16 protein-coding genes are annotated in these 17,004 nt (G+C 71.2%); 8 read left to right on the forward strand and 8 right to left on the reverse strand.

The annotated features are described in order from the left end of the window. Positions 1 to 229: 229 nt before the first annotated feature. Positions 230 to 325: a hypothetical protein gene (locus ACZ6MA_RS33630; RefSeq protein WP_469438679.1), complete on the reverse strand. Its 96-nt coding sequence runs from the start codon at positions 323 to 325 to the stop codon at positions 230 to 232. A 192-nt stretch (positions 326 to 517) separates the two neighbouring features. On the opposite strand from ACZ6MA_RS33630, the gene ACZ6MA_RS33635 reads away from it, so the two are divergent. Next, entirely contained in the window at positions 518 to 1,276 is a 759-nt protein-coding gene (locus ACZ6MA_RS33635) for an SAM-dependent methyltransferase (RefSeq protein WP_469438680.1), read from the forward strand. A 48-nt stretch (positions 1,277 to 1,324) separates the two neighbouring features. On the opposite strand, the gene ACZ6MA_RS33640 is transcribed toward ACZ6MA_RS33635, so the two are convergent. Next, positions 1,325 to 2,386 carry an ABC-2 transporter permease gene (locus ACZ6MA_RS33640; RefSeq protein WP_469438681.1) on the reverse strand — a complete coding sequence of 354 codons (1,062 nt, stop codon included), beginning with the start codon at positions 2,384 to 2,386 and terminating at the stop codon, positions 1,325 to 1,327. Between the two features lie 93 nt (positions 2,387 to 2,479). On the opposite strand from ACZ6MA_RS33640, the gene ACZ6MA_RS33645 reads away from it, so the two are divergent. After that, entirely contained in the window at positions 2,480 to 2,926 is a 447-nt protein-coding gene (locus tag ACZ6MA_RS33645) for a MarR family winged helix-turn-helix transcriptional regulator (protein WP_469438683.1), read from the forward strand. A 93-nt stretch (positions 2,927 to 3,019) separates the two neighbouring features. After that, positions 3,020 to 3,580 (forward strand): dihydrofolate reductase family protein, encoded by a 561-nt coding sequence (locus ACZ6MA_RS33650; RefSeq protein ID WP_469438684.1) that lies wholly within the window; start codon positions 3,020 to 3,022, stop codon positions 3,578 to 3,580. A 174-nt stretch (positions 3,581 to 3,754) separates the two neighbouring features. Here ACZ6MA_RS33650 and ACZ6MA_RS33655 read toward each other — a convergent pair whose 3' ends face one another. The 4 genes from ACZ6MA_RS33655 to ACZ6MA_RS33670 are packed head-to-tail and all read right to left on the reverse strand — an operon-like array spanning position 3,755 to position 8,548. Next, positions 3,755 to 4,531, reverse strand: coding sequence for a class I SAM-dependent methyltransferase (locus ACZ6MA_RS33655; protein ID WP_469438685.1), 777 nt, complete (start codon positions 4,529 to 4,531; stop codon positions 3,755 to 3,757). Between the two features lie 33 nt (positions 4,532 to 4,564). Continuing rightward, positions 4,565 to 5,755 (reverse strand): aminotransferase class V-fold PLP-dependent enzyme, encoded by a 1,191-nt coding sequence (locus ACZ6MA_RS33660; protein ID WP_469438686.1) that lies wholly within the window; start codon positions 5,753 to 5,755, stop codon positions 4,565 to 4,567. 1 nt (position 5,756) lies between these two features. Beyond that, entirely contained in the window at positions 5,757 to 7,076 is a 1,320-nt protein-coding gene (locus ACZ6MA_RS33665; protein WP_469438687.1) for a pyridoxal-phosphate dependent enzyme, read from the reverse strand. Continuing rightward, complete coding sequence (locus ACZ6MA_RS33670) at positions 7,073 to 8,548, reverse strand: Y4yA family PLP-dependent enzyme (RefSeq protein WP_469438688.1); 1,476 nt, start codon at positions 8,546 to 8,548, stop codon at positions 7,073 to 7,075. Before ACZ6MA_RS33670 ends, ACZ6MA_RS33665 begins: the two co-directional genes overlap by 4 nt. A gap of 600 nt (positions 8,549 to 9,148) precedes the next feature. On the opposite strand from ACZ6MA_RS33670, the gene ACZ6MA_RS33675 reads away from it, so the two are divergent. After that, the gene (locus ACZ6MA_RS33675) at positions 9,149 to 9,319 is read left to right on the forward strand and encodes a hypothetical protein (RefSeq protein ID WP_469438689.1); all 171 of its coding nucleotides are present in this window, start codon (positions 9,149 to 9,151) and stop codon (positions 9,317 to 9,319) included. Here the strand turns inward: ACZ6MA_RS33675 and ACZ6MA_RS33680 are convergent. Then, a complete protein-coding gene (locus ACZ6MA_RS33680) occupies positions 9,316 to 9,483 on the reverse strand; it encodes a hypothetical protein (RefSeq protein ID WP_469438690.1) in 168 nt (55 codons plus the stop codon). The genes ACZ6MA_RS33675 and ACZ6MA_RS33680 overlap by 4 nt on opposite strands. Before the next feature lie 511 nt (positions 9,484 to 9,994). On the opposite strand from ACZ6MA_RS33680, the gene ACZ6MA_RS33685 reads away from it, so the two are divergent. The 4 genes from ACZ6MA_RS33685 (at position 9,995) to ACZ6MA_RS33700 (ending at position 15,422) form a co-directional block, all read left to right on the forward strand. Beyond that, a complete protein-coding gene (locus ACZ6MA_RS33685; RefSeq protein ID WP_469438691.1) occupies positions 9,995 to 11,116 on the forward strand; it encodes an NADH:flavin oxidoreductase in 1,122 nt (373 codons plus the stop codon). 171 nt (positions 11,117 to 11,287) lie between these two features. After that, a complete protein-coding gene (locus ACZ6MA_RS33690; protein ID WP_469438692.1) occupies positions 11,288 to 11,584 on the forward strand; it encodes a YkvA family protein in 297 nt (98 codons plus the stop codon). A 228-nt stretch (positions 11,585 to 11,812) separates the two neighbouring features. Continuing rightward, a complete protein-coding gene (locus ACZ6MA_RS33695; protein WP_469438694.1) occupies positions 11,813 to 13,021 on the forward strand; it encodes a S1 family peptidase in 1,209 nt (402 codons plus the stop codon). A gap of 343 nt (positions 13,022 to 13,364) precedes the next feature. Then, positions 13,365 to 15,422, forward strand: a complete 2,058-nt coding sequence (locus ACZ6MA_RS33700; protein ID WP_469438695.1) for a phosphocholine-specific phospholipase C — start codon at positions 13,365 to 13,367, stop codon at positions 15,420 to 15,422. Between the two features lie 393 nt (positions 15,423 to 15,815). Here the strand turns inward: ACZ6MA_RS33700 and ACZ6MA_RS33705 are convergent, their stop codons facing one another. Further along, positions 15,816 to 16,742 (reverse strand): MurR/RpiR family transcriptional regulator, encoded by a 927-nt coding sequence (locus ACZ6MA_RS33705; protein WP_469438697.1) that lies wholly within the window; start codon positions 16,740 to 16,742, stop codon positions 15,816 to 15,818. Between the last annotated feature and the right edge of the window lie 262 nt (positions 16,743 to 17,004).

Raw genomic sequence — 17,004 nt, forward strand, 5'->3', positions numbered from 1 at the left:
GGAGTCCCGCACCCCCCACCACACCCCACTTCGCACCCTTATGTCCGAATCAGGGCCCCACTACCCGGACTCGTAAGTGATCCAGGCCCCATGAGCGGCCTCACAACCACACACCCAGAGCGTGAACGTGCGGTCACGCGACGTATCGGCGGATGAACGATCGACAGGGCGGCACCCTCGGGGGCCGCCCTGTCGTGAACCCGAGCCGTCTCCGGCTCTGCGGCTTACCTCAGCACTGAGGCCGTCGACCGTGGTTCGCTGCGTGCTTACGACGTGCCTTCTTCTTGCGGCGCCGCTTCGAGGACATGCCGACTCCTCTCGTCATGGGCTTTTCGGGGCGATTTCCGCCGTTTCCCTTGCTATCACACCCGACGATCACTCGGCCGTCGGCCGGGGCGTGCGATCGCGTGAACCTCCGGCCCACGTCGGCCCGAGCAGCGCGATGGTCCAGGGGCCCGTCCCGCTCGGAGACGAAAAGCAGGTGCGCGGCGACATCCGCCGCTGACACGCTGCGCCGATGAATCGTGAACGGATCTCCCTGCTCGCACACGCCGATCACCCGATCGCGGCCCCGCTCGACGACGACTCGGTGCGCACACTCCTGCAGCACGGCATTCCCCGGGGCGACGAGCGGATACTCGACCTCGGCTGTGGCGGCGGGGAATGGCTGCTGCGCGCGCTGGCCACCCATCCGCGTCTACGGGCCGAGGGGGTGGACATCTCCGAGGCGGCCCTGTCGCGGGCCCACGAGGCCGCGGTCGGGCTCGGGGTCGAGGACCGCCTCGTACTGCACCACCGGGACGCGGCGGACTTCGTCTCCCCGCACGCGTTCGACCTGGTGCTCTGCGTCGGTTCCAAACACGCCTTCGGTGGGCTGCTCCCCACGCTCGCGGCGGCGCGCGAGCACCTGGCCCCCGGCGGGCGCGTCCTGATCGGCGACGGATTCTGGGAGCACGCCCCCGGCCCGGAAGCAGTCGAGATGCTCGGAGACTTCGAGGACCTGGTGACCACGACGGACCGCGTGGTCGCCGACGGGTGGACTCCCGTGCACGGACACGTCAGCACACGCCGCGAGCTGGACGCCTACGAATGGGCCTGGACGGGGACTCTGGCCACGTGGGCCCTGGACCACTCCGACGACCCGGGGAGCGCTCAGGCGCTCACGGCGGCCACCACCCACCGTTCGGAATGGCTGCGCGTCTACCGGGACACGTGGGGATTCCTCAGCTTGGTGCTGCGCCGGACGTCCGGCCGACCCGGACGCCCGCCCGGGTGAGCCTTTCGGGCCCGCCCAGCCGGGCGGGCCCGCTTCGCGTAGCCCGGTTCAGGCGGCGGCAGCCTTCCGGTCGCGGGCGCCGCGCGTGTCGCGCAGGTAGAGCAGTCCCACGCAGGCGACGATCCAGATGGCCAGTACGACGATGCCGCGGACCAGGCCGTCGTGGTGGAAGTACGCCAGCCCCTGCAGGGCGCGGACGCCGGCGCCGACGGGCAGGACTTCGGACAGCGGGTGCAGCCAGCCGGGCAGGTATGGGGCGGGCATGACGCCTCCGCTGGTGCTGTTGCCGAGGGTCAGCAGGACGACCGAGGCGAGCCCGGCGCCCGCCGCCCCGGTCCACCGGATGAACACCATGGTCGCGCCGCCTGCCGCCATCGCCATCAGCGCGGTCATCCCGGCGATCCCGACGAACGAGCCGGGCAGTGCGCCGAATCCGGTGCTTCCGGCGAGGAGGGCGATGATGATGCCGCCCAGGACGCCGAAGAGCGCGAGGCTGGCCATGCGCTGCCGGAAGCGCAGGGTGGGAGCGGCCTGGTAGGTCATCATGCCGAACAGATAGCCGGCCAGGACCAGGCCGAAGGCCGCGTAGAAGATCGACAGGCCGCGGGTGTCGCCCTTGGAGGTGGGAAGGATGTCTTCCTGGGCGAGCCGGTGGCCGTCCGCCTTGGCGACCGGCCCGAAGGCCCCGGTGAGGGTGCCGGTGACCGAGGGGCCGTTGGCGCCGGCGTACACGAGGGTCGGCTCGCCGTGGCCGACGAGGTAGGCGGCGAAGACGTCGCGGTGCTCTACGGCCTTGCGGGCCGCGCTCTCGTCACCGTAGGACCGTACGGCGAAGCCGCCGGGCAGGGCCGTCTCCAGGCCCTTCTCGAGTCGCTGGATCTCCTGCGACGTGCCCACCGCGGCGACCGGCAGATCGTGCGGCCGGGGGGCGTGGAAGGCGGCGAGGTAAACGCTGACGAAGATCGTTCCGATCGCGAGCACGACGGCGACCGGGAGGAGTACGCCCTTGAGGCCGCCCTGCGGGTGTGCGGCCGGGGCGGTGTCCGGTATGCCGGAGTGCGGGGGCGCCTGCCGCGCGGCGGCGGGGCGGGAGGAGGTGGGGAGCGACACGAAGACCATCCAAACTTGTAAGCTGCCTGATAACCCTATCAGGAGATGTAAGGTGCCTTACAAGTGGTGTCCATGAATGAACAGTCGGTGCCCATGAACGAACAGTCCGCGACGACCGGCTATCTGGCCTGGCAGTTCTCCCAGGTCATGGGCACGCGCCTGGAGAGGGAACTGCGCGTGCTGGACCTGACGCTGGTCCAGCACACCGCCCTGATGCACATCGCCCGCAGCCCCGGGATCTCCAGCGCGGACGCCGCCCGGCGCACCGGCGTCACGGCCCAGTCCATGGGTGCCGCCGTGAACGGTCTGGTCGAGCGGGGCATGCTGGAACGGCGCCCGCATCCGACCAACCGACGGGTGCTGTGCCTGCACATCACCGAGGACGGCCGACACCTCACCGAGCGCGCCCAGGCCCTCGTCAAGGGCGTCAACGACGCCCTGCTGTCCGTGCTCTCCCCAGCGGAACGAGCGACCGCGCACAGCCTTCTGTACCGGCTGGTCGATCACCTCAACCCGGACGGCCTTCCCCCCGCCCCGTGACGCGGACCCGCACGGCCCCGTCGAGGGGCCCGGAGGTGTGCCGGGGCGTATCGTCTCGGCCACACCCCCCGATGCCTCCGGCGAGGATCCGCGATGCGCAAACTCATCTTGATGATGTCGGTGTCCCTGGACGGGTTCATCGAAGGACCGGACCGCCGGATCGACTGGCACCTCGTCGACGACGAGCTGCACCGGCACTTCAACGAACAGATCGAGAAGATGGGCGCCATCCTCAGCGGGCGGGTCACCCATGAACTCATGGCCGCGTTCTGGCCGACCGCCGACGCCGATCCCTCGGTCACCGGCCCCATGGCCGACTTCGCCCGCATCTGGCGGGACAAGCCCAAGATCGTGTTTTCCCGGACGCTGGAACGGGCGGACTGGAACACCACCGTCATGCGGGACGTCGACGTGGACGAGATCACGGCCCTCAAGGCGCAGCCCGGCGGAGATCTGGCGCTGAGCGGTGCCGACCTGGCCGCGGCCTTCATGCGGCACGATCTGATCGACGAGTACCGCGTCTATGTGCACCCGGTCCTCATCGGTCGGGGCAAACCGTTGTTCCCCACGTCGGACCGCAGAACCGCTCTCCGGCTCACCGGCACGCACGCCTTCGGCAACGGTGTCGTCCTGCTGCGCTACCAGCGCGCCTAGGCCGTGTCCGGCGGATTATGTGGGCGGGCGCTGCGGCCCGTGGCGTCCGCACCACTGCTGCGCGGCGGTGTCCTCAAGCGCCGGACGGGCTGGTATGTCGGTAGCCGAAGATCCGCCGGACACGGCCTGGGCCGGTCGCGACGGAGCGGGGAAAAGCGGTCACGTGACGGTGGGTCAGCGCACCGCCACCAGGACATGGCTGTTGCCGAATTGCCAGACCGCGCCGGCGTGCTCGAATCCCGCTTCGCGCAGGAGCGTGATGTGGCGGGAGAGCGTCAGGTCCTCGCCCTGGCTGCTCGGGAGCGGGCGGGTGCGGCGTTCGGCGAGGAGGGGGGCCAGCTCCGGGTCGGCTTCCATCGCCGTCCACCAGGAGTGCCAGTCCTCGTGGGCCAGCACCGCCCTGCGCTCCGCCCAGCGGCGTCCGACGGCGGTGGCGATCCTGGAGATCTTCGCGGCGTCCTGGCAGAGGTGGTCGCCGTTGACGAGGATCCCGCCGGGGCGCAGCAGGGCGGCGAGTTGCCGGTAGACCTGCCGCAGGGTGCGTTCGCCGAGGTAGTGCAGTGCGGTCGTCGAGACGGCCGCGTCCAGGGGGCGGTCCAGGCCGAGGGTTCTGAGCCAGCCCGGTGCCCCGATCACCGTTTCGACGTAGCGGACCGAGGGGCCGTAGTAGGTGCGCCCGAGTTCGAGCAGCAGCGGGTCGGCGTCGACGGCCAGGACCTCCGCGTGCGGCAGTCGGCGAGCGAGGCGTGCCGCCAGCGCTCCCGGGCCGCAGCCGAGGTCGACGACCAGAGGTCTCGCGCGGCCCGCCGTGACGTGGTCGACCACGTCGGCGATCACGGTGAAGCGCTCCTCACGGTCGACCGCGTACCGTTGCTGCTGGCCTTCCCAGCGCTTCACCCAGCGTGCCGCCGTCGCCGCGCTCACACCCGGCCTGCTGCGCACCTCAGCCATCTCACCCGCCCACGGATCTGGTGATATTGACAATCATTGTAGTTTAGCGAGGGCGGCGAGCAACGCGTCGATCTCCTCTGGGGTGTTGTGGATGTGCAGACTCACCCGCACGGAGCCGTTCTCCCCTTCGGCTCCGGCCTGGCAGTGGCCGTCGGAGCGCACCATGAATCCATGGCTGAAGAGGATGAACCCGAGGTCGTTGGAGTTGACGTCGCGGTGCCGGAAGGCCACGATGCTCCGGCGCCGCTGCACCCGGGACCCGGCCGCAAGACTCAGCGGGCAGCCCAGCACCTCGTACGCCGGCAGCCGGTGCAGGCCGTCGGTGAGCCTGGCCGCGAGGGCGACGGTCCATTGTTCGATCCGGTCCGGACCGGCCGCGTCCAGCCAGTCGAGGGCGGCCGCCAGACCGGCGATGCCGGCGGTGTTGGGGGTGCCGCTCCACCCTCCGGGGCGCAGCCGGGGCCCGCGCGTTCCACGGGACCAGATCGCTCCGGAGCCCGGCAGGGCGAGGGCCTTGTGGCCGGAGAAGACCAGGAAGTCCACGTCGAGGTCGGCCACGGAGACGGGCAGGTGGCCGATGCTCTGGGCGGCGTCCAGACAGATCGGCACCTCGGGGCCGACCGCCCGGCGGATGCGGTGCACGTTCATGTCGCCGCCGTAGACGTGGTGGACGTGGGTGGCGGCGATGAAGCGGGTGCGGGGGCCGACGAGTTCCGCCAGGGCCCGGTGGTCGTAGTCTCCCGAACTCTCCTGGTAGGGCAGGGCCCGGACCGTCACCCGGGTTCCCTGGCGGGCCAGCAGTTGCCGTGCCTCCAGCCAGGGCGAGAGGTTCGCCTGGTGGTCGGCGAAGGGCACGACGATCTCGTCGCCGTCGGTCAGGAGGGCGGGCAGCCAGTCGCGGGCCACGGTGCGCAGCCCCTCGGTGGTGCCGCTGGTGAAGTGGACGGCCGAGCGGTCCGGGGCGGGGTCGCCCAGGAACTCCTTGACCCGGTCGCGGGTCCGCTCCACCAGCGCCGTCGTGGCATTGGCCCAGGGGTAGGTACCGCGGCCGGAGTTGGCGTTGGAGGTGGTGAGGTACGCCTGCACGGCGTCGAGGACCGCCCTTGGCTTCTGCGCGGTGGCCGCGCTGTCCAGATAGGCCAGCTCCGGATGGTTCACGATGATCGGGAACTCGGCACGCAACGGGCGTTGCCAGGCGCGCAGGTCCTCCAGCGGCCGGTCCATGTCAGCCACGCTCCAGCGGGGCGCCCGCGTCGCGCCAGGCGATGATGCCGCCTGCCAGGCTGCGGACGTCGGGATGGCCCATCCGGGTCAGCAGGGCGGCATAGCGGGCGGACTTCTCACCGACGGGGCACGCCAGCAGCACGGCCTGGCGTTTGCTGAACGGCAGGCCGCCGCGTACGAGTTCGTCGAAGAGTTCGTCGACGATGTTGACCGAGCCCTCGATGTGCAGCGCGGCGTAGGCGAAGGAGCCCCGCAGGTCGACCACCAGGGGGTGTTCCTCGGCGATCCACTTCCGTGCGTCGGCGGTATCGATCACCGTGGCGGCCGCCGCCTCGGCTTCGGTGAGCGCGGCCACGGAGTTCCTGACCGGCGGCCTGCCCAGCAGTTCGGGACGGTGTCGGCGCACATAGCCGACGTAGCTCTCGACGCGGTCGCAGACGATGAAGACGGCCGTCCTGCGCGGCGCCGGCTCCGTGTCGAAGGGGCGCAGATGGCGCAGCGCCCCGAAGTACGCGGCCCCGCCGGTGGGGCCGCCGAGGATGCCGCAGCGCCGTACCAGCGTCAGCATCCCGTCGATGGCCTCGTCGGCGCTCACGGCCTCGATGGCGTCGTAGGTGGCGGGGTCGAAGAGACCGACCTCCTGTACTTCGTCGATGGTGCGGATGCCGGGTATGAAGTCCGATTTCTGGGCGACCAGGCCGACGACGCGCACGGCGGGGTCGTGGGCGCGCAGGACCCCGGCCACCCCGGTGGAGGAGCCGGCGGTGCCGACGCAGGCGACGAAGAAGTCCGGTGCCCGCCCGTCGAGGTCCGCGAGGATCTCCGGTCCGGTGCCCGTGGCATGGGACTCGGTGTTGCGGGCGTTGAAGTACTGGTCGGTGTGGAGGCTGGGGCTTCCCGGCCGCGACAATTCCTGGTGGAAGAGGGTGAGCGGGTCGTCGGTGTTGGTCGGGTCGAGGCACTCGGTCTGTCCGGGCAGTTCCTCGATCTCGGCGCCGAGCAGCAGGAGCAGGTCCTTGATCTCCGGCACCCGCATCCGGTTGGTGACGCTCTTGAACGGCAGTCCGTGCATGCCGGCGATGACCGCGAGGGCCTTGGCCGTGTTGCCGCTGGACAGTTCCACGACCGTCTCGCCGTCCCGCACGGCTCCGGGCAGCCCGGGGCGCACCATGTTCCAGGCCGCCCGGTCCTTGACCGATCCGAAGGGGTTGAGCATCTCCAGCTTCGCGTAGAGGTCGATGGTGCGCAGGCCGTGCACGGCCGGGTCGATGCGTACCAGCGGGGTGCCGCCGATGGCGTCGGTGATGCTGTCGTACCTCATGCCTCGTGCCCTCCCGGATGTGTGATGGGCCAGTACCGCTCGTCGGGACACCAGCGCCAGTGGCCGCCCTCGCGGTGTACGGCGACCTTCGGCGCGGCGGGCCGGCGCTGCGCGTGGGTGGCGCTGAAGTCCATGCAGTACCCGGCGGTGTTGGCGAAGCATAGGAGGTCGCCCGGCCGTGGCATACGGGGCAGGTACACCGTTCTGCGGGTGATCAGGTCCGCCTCCAGGCAGAGGCTGCCGGCGAGGTGGACGCCCACCGGGCGCCGTTCGCCGTCGGCCGCGGCGGGGGCTTCGCCGCGGGCGAGGAGCACCGGGTCCATGAGGACGCCGTGTTCCTCCAGGCTGACGTCGTCGGCCGTCATCGCGAGGCGTACGAGGGGGGTGCCGTTGTCCGGGCACCGCACCTCCAGCACCTTCGCCAGGGACAGCCCGCACTGGTCCAGCAGTGCCCGGCCGGGCTCGGTGTACAGGTCGTAGAGGTTCTCCAGGAGGAGGGTGCCCAGCGGCCGGTTCAGGCCGGGGGCGGGCCGCGACAGCAGGGCGTCGAGGTAGTCGGCTCCGGCGACCGGGCGGTGGGCCGGGTACAGGCTCAGGGCGCCGCGGAGGGTGCCGCCTTCGGCTCGGAGGCCGTAGCCGTGCCCGCCCCGGGTCAGGGGTGGGCGCCTGCCGAGGACGGCGTGGGTGAGTTCGGTGGTGTACCGGTCCCATTGGGCGCCGTGGGCAAGGTAGTTGACGCCGAATCCGCCACCGATGTCGATGGAGCGGGGCGTGAATCCCCGGCGGCGCAGCTCGTCCATGGCCCTCAGACAGCCTTCGAGGGCCGTCGCCTTCTCGTCGAGACTGGTGGTGTCGAGGTGGTAGGCGACGCCACTGGGCCGAAGGACGTCCCGGTGGCGTTCCACCGCGTCCAGCAGCTTGGGCAGCGACTTCATGGAGGAGCCGAAGCGGCTCTGCCGCGACAGCACCTTGGCTCCGGTCGTCTCGAACTCCGACAACCGCAGCAACACCGGCACCGGGGGCAGCTCGTAGCCGCGCACGAGGGCGGCGAGGTCTTCCAGCTCCGCCGGCCCGTCGATGCTGACGGTGACGCCGCAGCGGGCGGCGAGCCACAGGAACTCCGGGTCCTTGGGACCGGTCGCGACGACGCGCTCCGGGCGGAATCCGGCGCCGAGGGCATGCTGGAGTTCGCCCAGCGACGCCACGTCGACGGCGGCGTTCGTCATCGCCAGCCGGCGCACCAAGGCGCTGGAACGATTCGCCTTGTGGGCGAAGAACACCTGGCCGGCCAGGCTGTGCCGGTGGTAGACGCGGCGGAAGCGCTCGACGTTCTCCGCGATCCGGTCGGGCAGTACGACATTGAGCGGCGAACCCAGCGCGTCGACCAGGGTGTGGAGGAACGCCGCCGACTCCAGCAACGACGCCATCGGCTGTTCCAGCCGTGGCTCCAGATATAACGGGGCACCATCCATAGCAGACGTCCCTCCCCTGATGCACAAGGCGGGCGGGCCGCCGCAAGGCACCGCCCCGGCCGATCCTTATCCATCCAGGGGCGGTCTACACCCGGTGGTCCGGGGCGGATCCGGACACGGCGGGCTCGCGGGCGGCATCGGCGGCGCCCCGCCCCGCCGTGCGCTCGCGCGGATCGGCCAGTGGCCGGAAACGGCGGGAAGGGCCCACCGAGGCGGACGGCAGCGCTCCGGACCGCCGCCCGCCTCCGGCGAGGTCCGTGATCTTCGCCGGAGGCGTGCGGCACGGGCGGGTCACTGCCGACGAATTCGGGGCGTTCACAGGGGAGTTGGGTGGCCAGTCGCCTACGGCGTGCGTGGCGGTCGGCGCGTAGGGACACGGGTTCGGGTCGCGGGTGCCGGGCCGTCCCCGCCCCCAGCGGGCCCGTATACACGACAACCGGATCTACACACCAGCGTGCCCGGGGAGGCGGGGCGGCGGCCCTTGACCGCGGCTTCTCCCGCCCGGACCACCTGGGCCTACGGCTGCTGAGCCATTACGGGGCGGTCGCGTGACCTCCTCCGCCGACGGGCCGTTGAACGCGTATGACGACGATGCGGCCCATGCCGGTCATCGCCCCCGGCAACGACACGCCCCCGCGAGGCCCGGCCGACAACACCCCCATCTTCGAGGCGCTGGCCGCTCGCTGGGCCGCCGCCGGTCGGAGTGTCCCCTGCCACGACGACGAGGAGTGGACGCTCCTCGCGGAGCGCGTCCCGTGGCCCGACCGCTAGGCCGCGGTGCGGTGTCGGGCCCGGCGTACGGCCGCCAGCCATTCCGCGCGCAGCCTTTCGTACCGCCGACGCTCCGCCACCGTCAGAGCCCGGCCTCGCCGCGCGCGCAAGAACGCGCGGATTTCGGCGTTCAGTGCTTGGGCGTCCAGGGGAGTCGGGGACATGAGAACCACGGTAGAGGCGTGCTCTGACATATGCCTCAGGGTTTTGCGCCAGTCGCCGACGCGGCGAATCGGTCACCGGATGGGGTCCTTGGGCCTTGAGTGGCCGTGTTTCCCGGCGACGCCGCCGTCCACGGACGCCCGGCCGGCCTCCCCGTCGGCAGGACGACGCTGTTCTCCATGCGTAAGGGGGCTTGGACGCGAACGGCTTCGCTCCTGGTGTGACGTCCTTCACGTCACGCCGGGAGCCCACCGGACTGGCCGGTTCCGGTGGCTCGGGAGCTTCGGATTCACATTCCGCTTCGCATTCCGCGATGAGGGATGGGGCGTCAGGGAGGCGGCGTTCGGAATGAGCCGGGCGGGGGTGGTACCGGCCACAAGGGACCGGTACCGCCGACGGTGCGGGAGCGGAAATATCCCGGCCGGCCGGGAATCGGATCGGTAGGTGCCGGGGTTGGTGGGGAGGTGCGTGCCGGTCGTGGCACGCGCCCCTTGTCGACCGAAGGTGAATGTCTTGATATCCAGCAGCTCGGCCGCCCGTGCGACGGAGGTACTCGCCCGTCCCGTCTCCCTGGGAAGCCTCACCGTCCGGAACCGGACCGCCATGGCTCCGATGACCCGTGAGTTCTCGCCCGGTGGTGTGCCGGGGGCCGATGTGGCCGAGTATTACGCGCGACGGGCGGCGGGCGGCGTGGGCCTGATCATCACCGAGGGGACGTATGTCGGCCACGCCTCGGCGGGCACCAGCGCTCGCGTTCCCCGGTTCCACGGCGAGGACGCGCTCGCGGGCTGGGCCGGCGTGGCGGACGCGGTGCACCGTGCGGGCGGGGCGATCGTGCCGCAGTTGTGGCACGTGGGGATGGCACGGGCCGTCGGTGCCCCGCCGGTACCGGAGGCCCCGCGCGTCGGCCCGTCGGGGGTGCCGCTGGACGCGTCGGAGCCGGGACGGACGATGACACGGTCCGACCTGGACGACGTGATCTCCGCCTTCGCGGCCGGCGCCGCCGCGGCCGAGGCGAACGGTTTCGACGGCATCGAACTGCACGGTGCCCACGGCTATCTCATCGACCAGTTCCTCTGGGCCCGCACCAACCGGCGCACGGACGCCTACGGAGGCGATCTCGTCTCCCGGACCCGTTTCGCCGCGGAGATCGTGGCGGCCTGCCGCCGGGCGGTGTCACCGGACTTCCCGATCATCTTCCGGATGTCCCAGTGGAAGATGGGTGACTACCAGGCGCGGCTCGCCGAATCCCCGCAGGAGCTGGAGGCCGTCCTGAGCCCGCTCGCCGAGGCGGGGGCCGATGCCTTCCACTGCTCCACGCGCCGCTACTGGCTGCCGGAGTTCGACGGCTCGGACCTCAACCTCGCGGGCTGGGCGAAGAAGGTCACGGGCAAGGCGACGATCAGCGTCGGCTCGGTCGGTCTCGACCAGGAGTTCCTCACGGCGTTCCGGGGCGAGGGCAGCGGCGTCGCCGACATCGACGGGCTGCTGGACAGGCTGGAGCGGGACGAGTTCGACCTCGTGGCGATCGGGCGGGCCCTGCTGGGTGACCCCGAGTGGGTCGCGAAGGTCCTCGACGGGCGCACCGACGAACTCACGGCGTTCAGCGCGGAGGCGCTCGCCGCACTGCACTGAGCCGTCACGTTCCCGGGGGCGCGGCGCCGCACGGCGGCCGGCACGCCGCGACCCCGGGAACACGGTGAACGGCCGGCAGCCGGCCCTTCGCGGCGAGGAGTCGATCGCCGCCCTCCGGCCCGCGCAGCGCGTCCCGCGCACGGACCGGGCACGACGGGGTAGACGTGCTGCATGAGCAGCGAATCCTGGGCCCTTGTCAGCTTGCTCGCCGTCCTGGTCACGGCGATGGCCGTCGCCGCCGTGGTCGTGGCGGTCCGGCTCTTCCGGGCCCGGCGTCTGTTGCGTGATGCCGGCGTCCCCGGGGACAAGAAGCTCATTTTCTGGGGAGCCCTGCTCTATCTGGTCTCCCCCGTCGATCTGGTACCCGACCCCGTCTATCTCGACGACATCGGCGTTCTGCTGCTCGCCCTGCGCTCGCTGCACAAGGCCGCCGCCGATGCCGGGGTGCGACGCGCCCCGGACGCGTGAGGTCTGCCGGGCCGCACCAAGGCCCGGGCGCGGGTGTCGCGACCGGGTGCGAACGCCGAAGCATACGGTCGTGGGGCGGTGCGTGCCGGGAATTCATCACACCTTGAGCAGCCGTGAGACCTCTGGGCGCCGGGCCCGTAGTACTGGGTGGCAAGCGCGTACGGACAGCGGCACACACGATCGCCGGTCGTCCGTACGCATCACGCCCCCGAGCTGGAGGTCGATCCGTTGAACCACCGTCGTGTCATTCGCCGCCGCGGAGCCATCGCCGTCGCCGCTGCCGCCGCCGTGGTGGCGGCGGCGACGCTGCTCCCCCACGCCGACGCGAGCACGGACAAGCCCGGCGCGGACGGGCCCGGGTCGCCGCGGACCTTCACCTCGCGGTCGGCCGCGCACCTGGCGGCGTCCCTCGAACCGGATGTCCGGGAGAAGACGGCGGGCTGGTACCTGGACGGCTCCACGGGCCGGATGGTCGTGAACGTGACGGCCGAGGAAGCGGCGCGGCGCGTGAAGGCCACCGGTGCCGTACCGCGGATCGTGCGCAACAGCACCGCCGCGCTGCGGGGCGCGACCCGGACGCTGAGCGACAAGGCATCGATGCCCGGTACCGCCTGGTCGGTCGATCCGAAGACCAACAAGGTCGTGGTCACCGCGGACAGGACGGTGACCGGGGCCAGGCTCGACGCCCTGACGAAGGTCACCGACGGCATGGGTGGCCTGGTGCGCGTCAGGCGTTCGCCGGGCGAGTTCAAGCGGTACGAGGGCATGCCGCCGGTGGGCAGCGGCCGGTCCGGGTCACGAACGCGGGCACGCGGTGACGCCCCGGCCGCCGGCGGGCCCGTCGGCGGCACGGCCATATTCGGCGGGGGTTCCCGCTGCTCCCTCGGCTTCAACGTCACGGTCCAGGGGGCGCCGGCGTTCCTGACGGCCGGTCACTGCGGCAACGCCTCACGGACCTGGTCGGCCGACCAGGCGGGCGGCACCCCGCTGGGTACCGTCGTCGACTCGCAGTTCCCCGGCAGTGACTTCGCCCTGGTGGGTTACGACGACCCCAACGCCCGGGCGGCGAGCGCGGTCGATCTACTCAACGGCACGGTCCGGCAGATCAGCGGGGCCGCCGAGGCGAACGTGGGGATGCGGGTGGAACGCGTCGGCAGTACGACCGGGCTGCACGACGGCACCGTGACCGGCCTCGGTGCCACGGTGAACTACGGCAACGGGGACATCGTGACCGGCCTCATCCAGACGGACGTGTGTGCCGAGCCGGGCGACAGCGGGGGGTCGTTGTTCGCCGACGACGCGGCGGTGGGGCTCACCTCCGGTGGCAGTGGTGACTGCACCCAGGGCGGCGAGACCTTCTTCCAGCCGGTGACCGCCGCGCTACGGGCCACCGGTGCCGTCCTGGGGGCCGGCGACGGGGCGGTACGGCGGCGATGACACCGCGGAGCCCCCGACCGCACCGAAGCCACCCAACAGGCGGGCCCGCACGCCCTGTTCACTCCGCGGCCCGCCCGCTATATCCTCGCGGCCGGATCACCGTCAGCCGGTTCGGCCGCGTCCCGCGTGAGGAGGGAACAGCGTGCGCGGCCCGCCGTTCGGCGCGGGCCCGCGAGGGTGACCCCGCCGCGCCCGGCCTGTCCGGGGCGAAGCCGGCGGTCGCTACGTTCGCCACACGTACCGCGCCCCTTCACCCTGCCGACACATTCCCTTCCCCGGCGCTCGTTGCCCTTGGAGCACCCTGCTCGATCCGGCCCACACACCCCAAGAGGTCCCCAGACTCATGGCTGAACTCAATCGGCGGCGCTTCCTGCAGATCGCCGGCGCGACAGCGGGCTTCGCCGCCCTGTCGAACAGCATCGACCGTGCTGCCGCGATCCCCGCCAGGCGTCGCACCGGCACCATCAAGGACGTCGAGCACATCGTCGTGCTGATGCAGGAGAACCGTTCGTTCGATCACTACTTCGGCTCGCTGAAGGGCGTCCGCGGGTTCGGTGACCCACGCCCGGTGACGCTGGGCAGCGGGAAGCCGGTGTGGCACCAGTCGGACGGCGGCAAGGACGTGCTGCCCTTCCGGCCGGATGCCAAGGACCTCGGCATGCAGTTCATCGCGGGCCTCAACCACGACTGGGCCGGCGGCCACAAGGCTTGGAACCAGGGCAAGTACGACAAGTGGATCCCCGCCAAGTCCGCCGGCACCATGGCGTACCTGACGCGCGAGGACATCCCGTTCCACTACGCGCTGGCCGACGCGTTCACCGTCTGCGACGCCTACCACTGCTCCTTCATCGGTGCCACCGACCCCAATCGCTATTACATGTGGACGGGTCACACCGGGAACGACGGCAAGGGCGGCGGCCCCGTCCTCGGCAACGAGGAGGCCGGCTACGACTGGACCACCTACCCCGAGCGGCTGGAGCGGGCCGGGGTCTCGTGGAAGGTGTACCAGGACACGGGCGACGGCCTGGACGCGGCCGGCTCCTGGGGCTGGATCAAGGACGCCTATCGCGGCAACTACGGCGACAACTCGCTGCTGTACTTCAACAAGTACCGCGACGCCAAGCCCGGGGACCCCCTCTACGACAAGGCGCGTACCGGCACGAGCGTCAAGAACGGCGACGGCTACTTCGACGGTCTCAAGGCCGATGTGCGGGCGGGGAAGCTGCCGCAGATCTCCTGGATAGCCGCCCCGGAGGCGTTCTCCGAGCACCCCAACTGGCCGGTGAACTACGGCGCCTGGTACATCTCCCGGGTACTGGACGCCCTCACCTCCGATCCCGAGGTATGGAGCAGAACCGCGCTGTTCATCACCTACGACGAGAACGACGGCTACTTCGACCACGTCCCCCCGCCGTTCCCGCCGGCCTCGGCCGCGCAGGGCGCCTCCACCGTGGACACCAAGCTCGACGTCTTCGCCGGGAACGGCCGCTACGCGGCCGGTCCCTACGGGCTCGGCCAGCGCGTTCCCATGATCGTGGTCTCCCCCTGGAGCACGGGTGGCTACGTCTGCTCGGAGGTCTTCGACCACACGTCCATCCTCCGGTTCATGGAGCGCCGCTTCGGCGTGGGCGAGCCCCACATCTCCCCCTGGCGGCGCGCCATCTGCGGCGACCTCACCTCGGCCTTCGACTTCCGGCTCGCGCACACCGGGGCCGCCTCGCTCCCGGGCACCGACGCGTACAAGCCCAAGGACAACGAACGGCACCCCGATTACCTGCCGAAGCCTCCCGCCGTCCCCTCCCTGCCCAAGCAGGAGAAAGGGACGAAGCGCACCCGCCCGCTGCCCTACGCGCCGCTGGTGGACGGGTCCGCGACGCCCTCGACCGGGCGTTTCACGCTCACTTTCAGCGCGGGGGAAGCGGCGGGGGCGTGTTTCACCGTCACGTCCGGGAACCGTACGGACGGACCGTGGACGTACACCACCGAGGCCGGCAAGAAGCTCTCCGACACCTGGAACTCCGCCTACTCGCGGGGCACCCACGATCTGTCGGTGTTCGGCCCGAACGGCTTCCTGCGCACGTTCAAGGGGGCCGGCGACATCGCGGGCCCCGAGGTGACCGCCCGCCACGAGGCGGACGGCGGACGCATCTCGCTGACCCTGACGAACGCGGGCGGATCCGACTGCCGTCTCACGATCGCCAACGCCTACAACGGCAAGCGTGAGACGGTCGCGGTGCGCGCGGGCGGGCGCGTGGTCCACGCCGTGGACCTGCGCGACAGCCGGCGGTGGTACGACCTGTCCGTGACGTCCGACAAGGACAGCACGTTCCTGCGCAGACTCGCGGGGTACGTCGAGAACGGCGAGCCGGGTGTGAGCGACCCGGCGATCATCACGGGCTGACCCTCCCCGGGGCGGTCGACGAGCGCCCGTCCGCCGCCTTCGCGTCCTGGAGGCGGCGGGCGGGCATCCCGGACATGCCGGTGGCCCCGGTCCAGGGGGTGACCGGGGCCTCCGGGGGGCCATCCGAGGGGAGCGGACTAACCCGGAACGACATCTTCGGGCCGACGAGGAGGTGTCGTCCCTGGATGTGCGTCCATTTGCCCCGGGGGCTCGCCGTCGCGAGCGCTGTAGCCGGCTGCAGCCCGTTCGGGCCCCGGTGCCACCTGTAGTAAATATATTTACTGCCGAGTAATCAAGCGTATGAAAATTTTCATTCGCTTTGACTGCGAAAAGTCCGGCTCTCCCCGGCGTGGTGTATGCCGGGGAGAGCCGGAAGGCGGGTCCCCGCCGCTGTCAGTCTTCGAGGAAGAAGTCGTGCTGCTCGGCGGCCTGCTCGTACTTCTCCAGCCGGAGCTGGGTGCGCTCGGGATCGGCGTCGGCCATGGCCTGGAGGATGGCCGCGGAGAGGACCCCGGGGGCCGCGTACGAGTCGAAGATGAGGCGGGAGCCGGTGCCGGCGGTCAGCGCCACATCGGCCTCCTCCACCAGCGGCCCGCCCGTCACATCCGTGATCAGAGCGACGCGCAGCCCCGTGCTGCGCGCGGCCCGTATCGCCGCCAGCATCTCCTTGGCATGTCTTGGCATCGCGAACGCCAGCACCCACGTCCCGCCCGCCTCCCGCGACTGGAGCAGGGCGTCATAGGCCACGCTGCCGCCGCGGGAGACGAGCCGCACGTCCGGATGGATGCGCTTCGCGGCGTACGCGAAGTACTCCGCCAGCGAGACGGAGATCCGCAGGCCCAGCACCGTCAGGGGAACCGACCGGGCGAGTTCGCGGCCGAGGTCGAGCACCTGGTCGGTATCGGCGAAGACACGGCGCAGACCGCGCAGGCTCTCGATCTCGGCGTCGACGGCCGCCTGCAGTTCGTTGCGCCGGTCCTCCTCCCGGGTACCGGTGGACCCGGCGACCGCGCTCAGCGCGATGGGCTGCAGGGCCTCCCGGAGCGCGGGGTAGCCGCTGAAGCCCAGGGAGGTCGCGAAGCGGGTCACCGACGGCTGGCTCACCCCCACGCGCTCCGCGAGGTCCGTGATCGACAGGAACGCGGCCTCGGTGAGGTGGTCGGTGATGTATCGCGCGATGCGCCGTTGGGCGGGAGACAACCGGTGGTCGCCGAACAAGGCGCGCACCTTGTCCGCGGGAAGCGGCTCCACTCCCGGCGACCGCCGCTTGCCCGGCGTGATCGCGGACGCCTGCGCACGTGCCTGCTGCCCTGATGGCACTGGTGTGTCTCCCTTTCGCCCTTATCCCGCTCAACATAGCTCACCCGCCGTGGCCGCCAAGGGGGAACTTTCGCGCGGGTACCGGGGAGGACGGGCCGTGCACGGCGCACGCGGTGCGTATGAGTCGTCGCATGGCGTGAGGAGGTGTGGTGCGGGCTGTGAGGCCGCTCATGGGACCCAGGTCACTTACGAGTCCGGGTAGTGGAGCCGTGATTCGGACATAAGGGTGCGAAGTGGGGTGTGGTGGGGGGTGCGGGACCCG

Source organism: Streptomyces sp. NPDC042259, from assembly GCF_055582085.1.

Bases quoted from the DNA above. Each gene is read 5' to 3' on its own strand.
- ACZ6MA_RS33670 (WP_469438688.1), bottom strand. From the start codon at position 8,548: ATGGATGGTGCCCCGTTATATCTGGAGCCACGGCTGGAACAGCCGATG.
- ACZ6MA_RS33680 (WP_469438690.1), bottom strand. From the start codon at position 9,483: ATGTCCCCGACTCCCCTGGACGCCCAAGCACTGAACGCCGAAATCCGC.
- ACZ6MA_RS33630 (WP_469438679.1), bottom strand. From the start codon at position 325: ATGACGAGAGGAGTCGGCATGTCCTCGAAGCGGCGCCGCAAGAAGAAG.
- ACZ6MA_RS33690 (WP_469438692.1), top strand. From the start codon at position 11,288: ATGAGCAGCGAATCCTGGGCCCTTGTCAGCTTGCTCGCCGTCCTGGTC.
- ACZ6MA_RS33645 (WP_469438683.1), top strand. From the start codon at position 2,480: ATGAACGAACAGTCCGCGACGACCGGCTATCTGGCCTGGCAGTTCTCC.
- ACZ6MA_RS33655 (WP_469438685.1), bottom strand. From the start codon at position 4,531: ATGGCTGAGGTGCGCAGCAGGCCGGGTGTGAGCGCGGCGACGGCGGCA.
- ACZ6MA_RS33675 (WP_469438689.1), top strand. From the start codon at position 9,149: ATGCCGGTCATCGCCCCCGGCAACGACACGCCCCCGCGAGGCCCGGCC.
- ACZ6MA_RS33635 (WP_469438680.1), top strand. From the start codon at position 518: ATGAATCGTGAACGGATCTCCCTGCTCGCACACGCCGATCACCCGATC.
- ACZ6MA_RS33660 (WP_469438686.1), bottom strand. From the start codon at position 5,755: ATGGACCGGCCGCTGGAGGACCTGCGCGCCTGGCAACGCCCGTTGCGT.
- ACZ6MA_RS33665 (WP_469438687.1), bottom strand. From the start codon at position 7,076: ATGAGGTACGACAGCATCACCGACGCCATCGGCGGCACCCCGCTGGTA.
- ACZ6MA_RS33700 (WP_469438695.1), top strand. From the start codon at position 13,365: ATGGCTGAACTCAATCGGCGGCGCTTCCTGCAGATCGCCGGCGCGACA.
- ACZ6MA_RS33650 (WP_469438684.1), top strand. From the start codon at position 3,020: ATGCGCAAACTCATCTTGATGATGTCGGTGTCCCTGGACGGGTTCATC.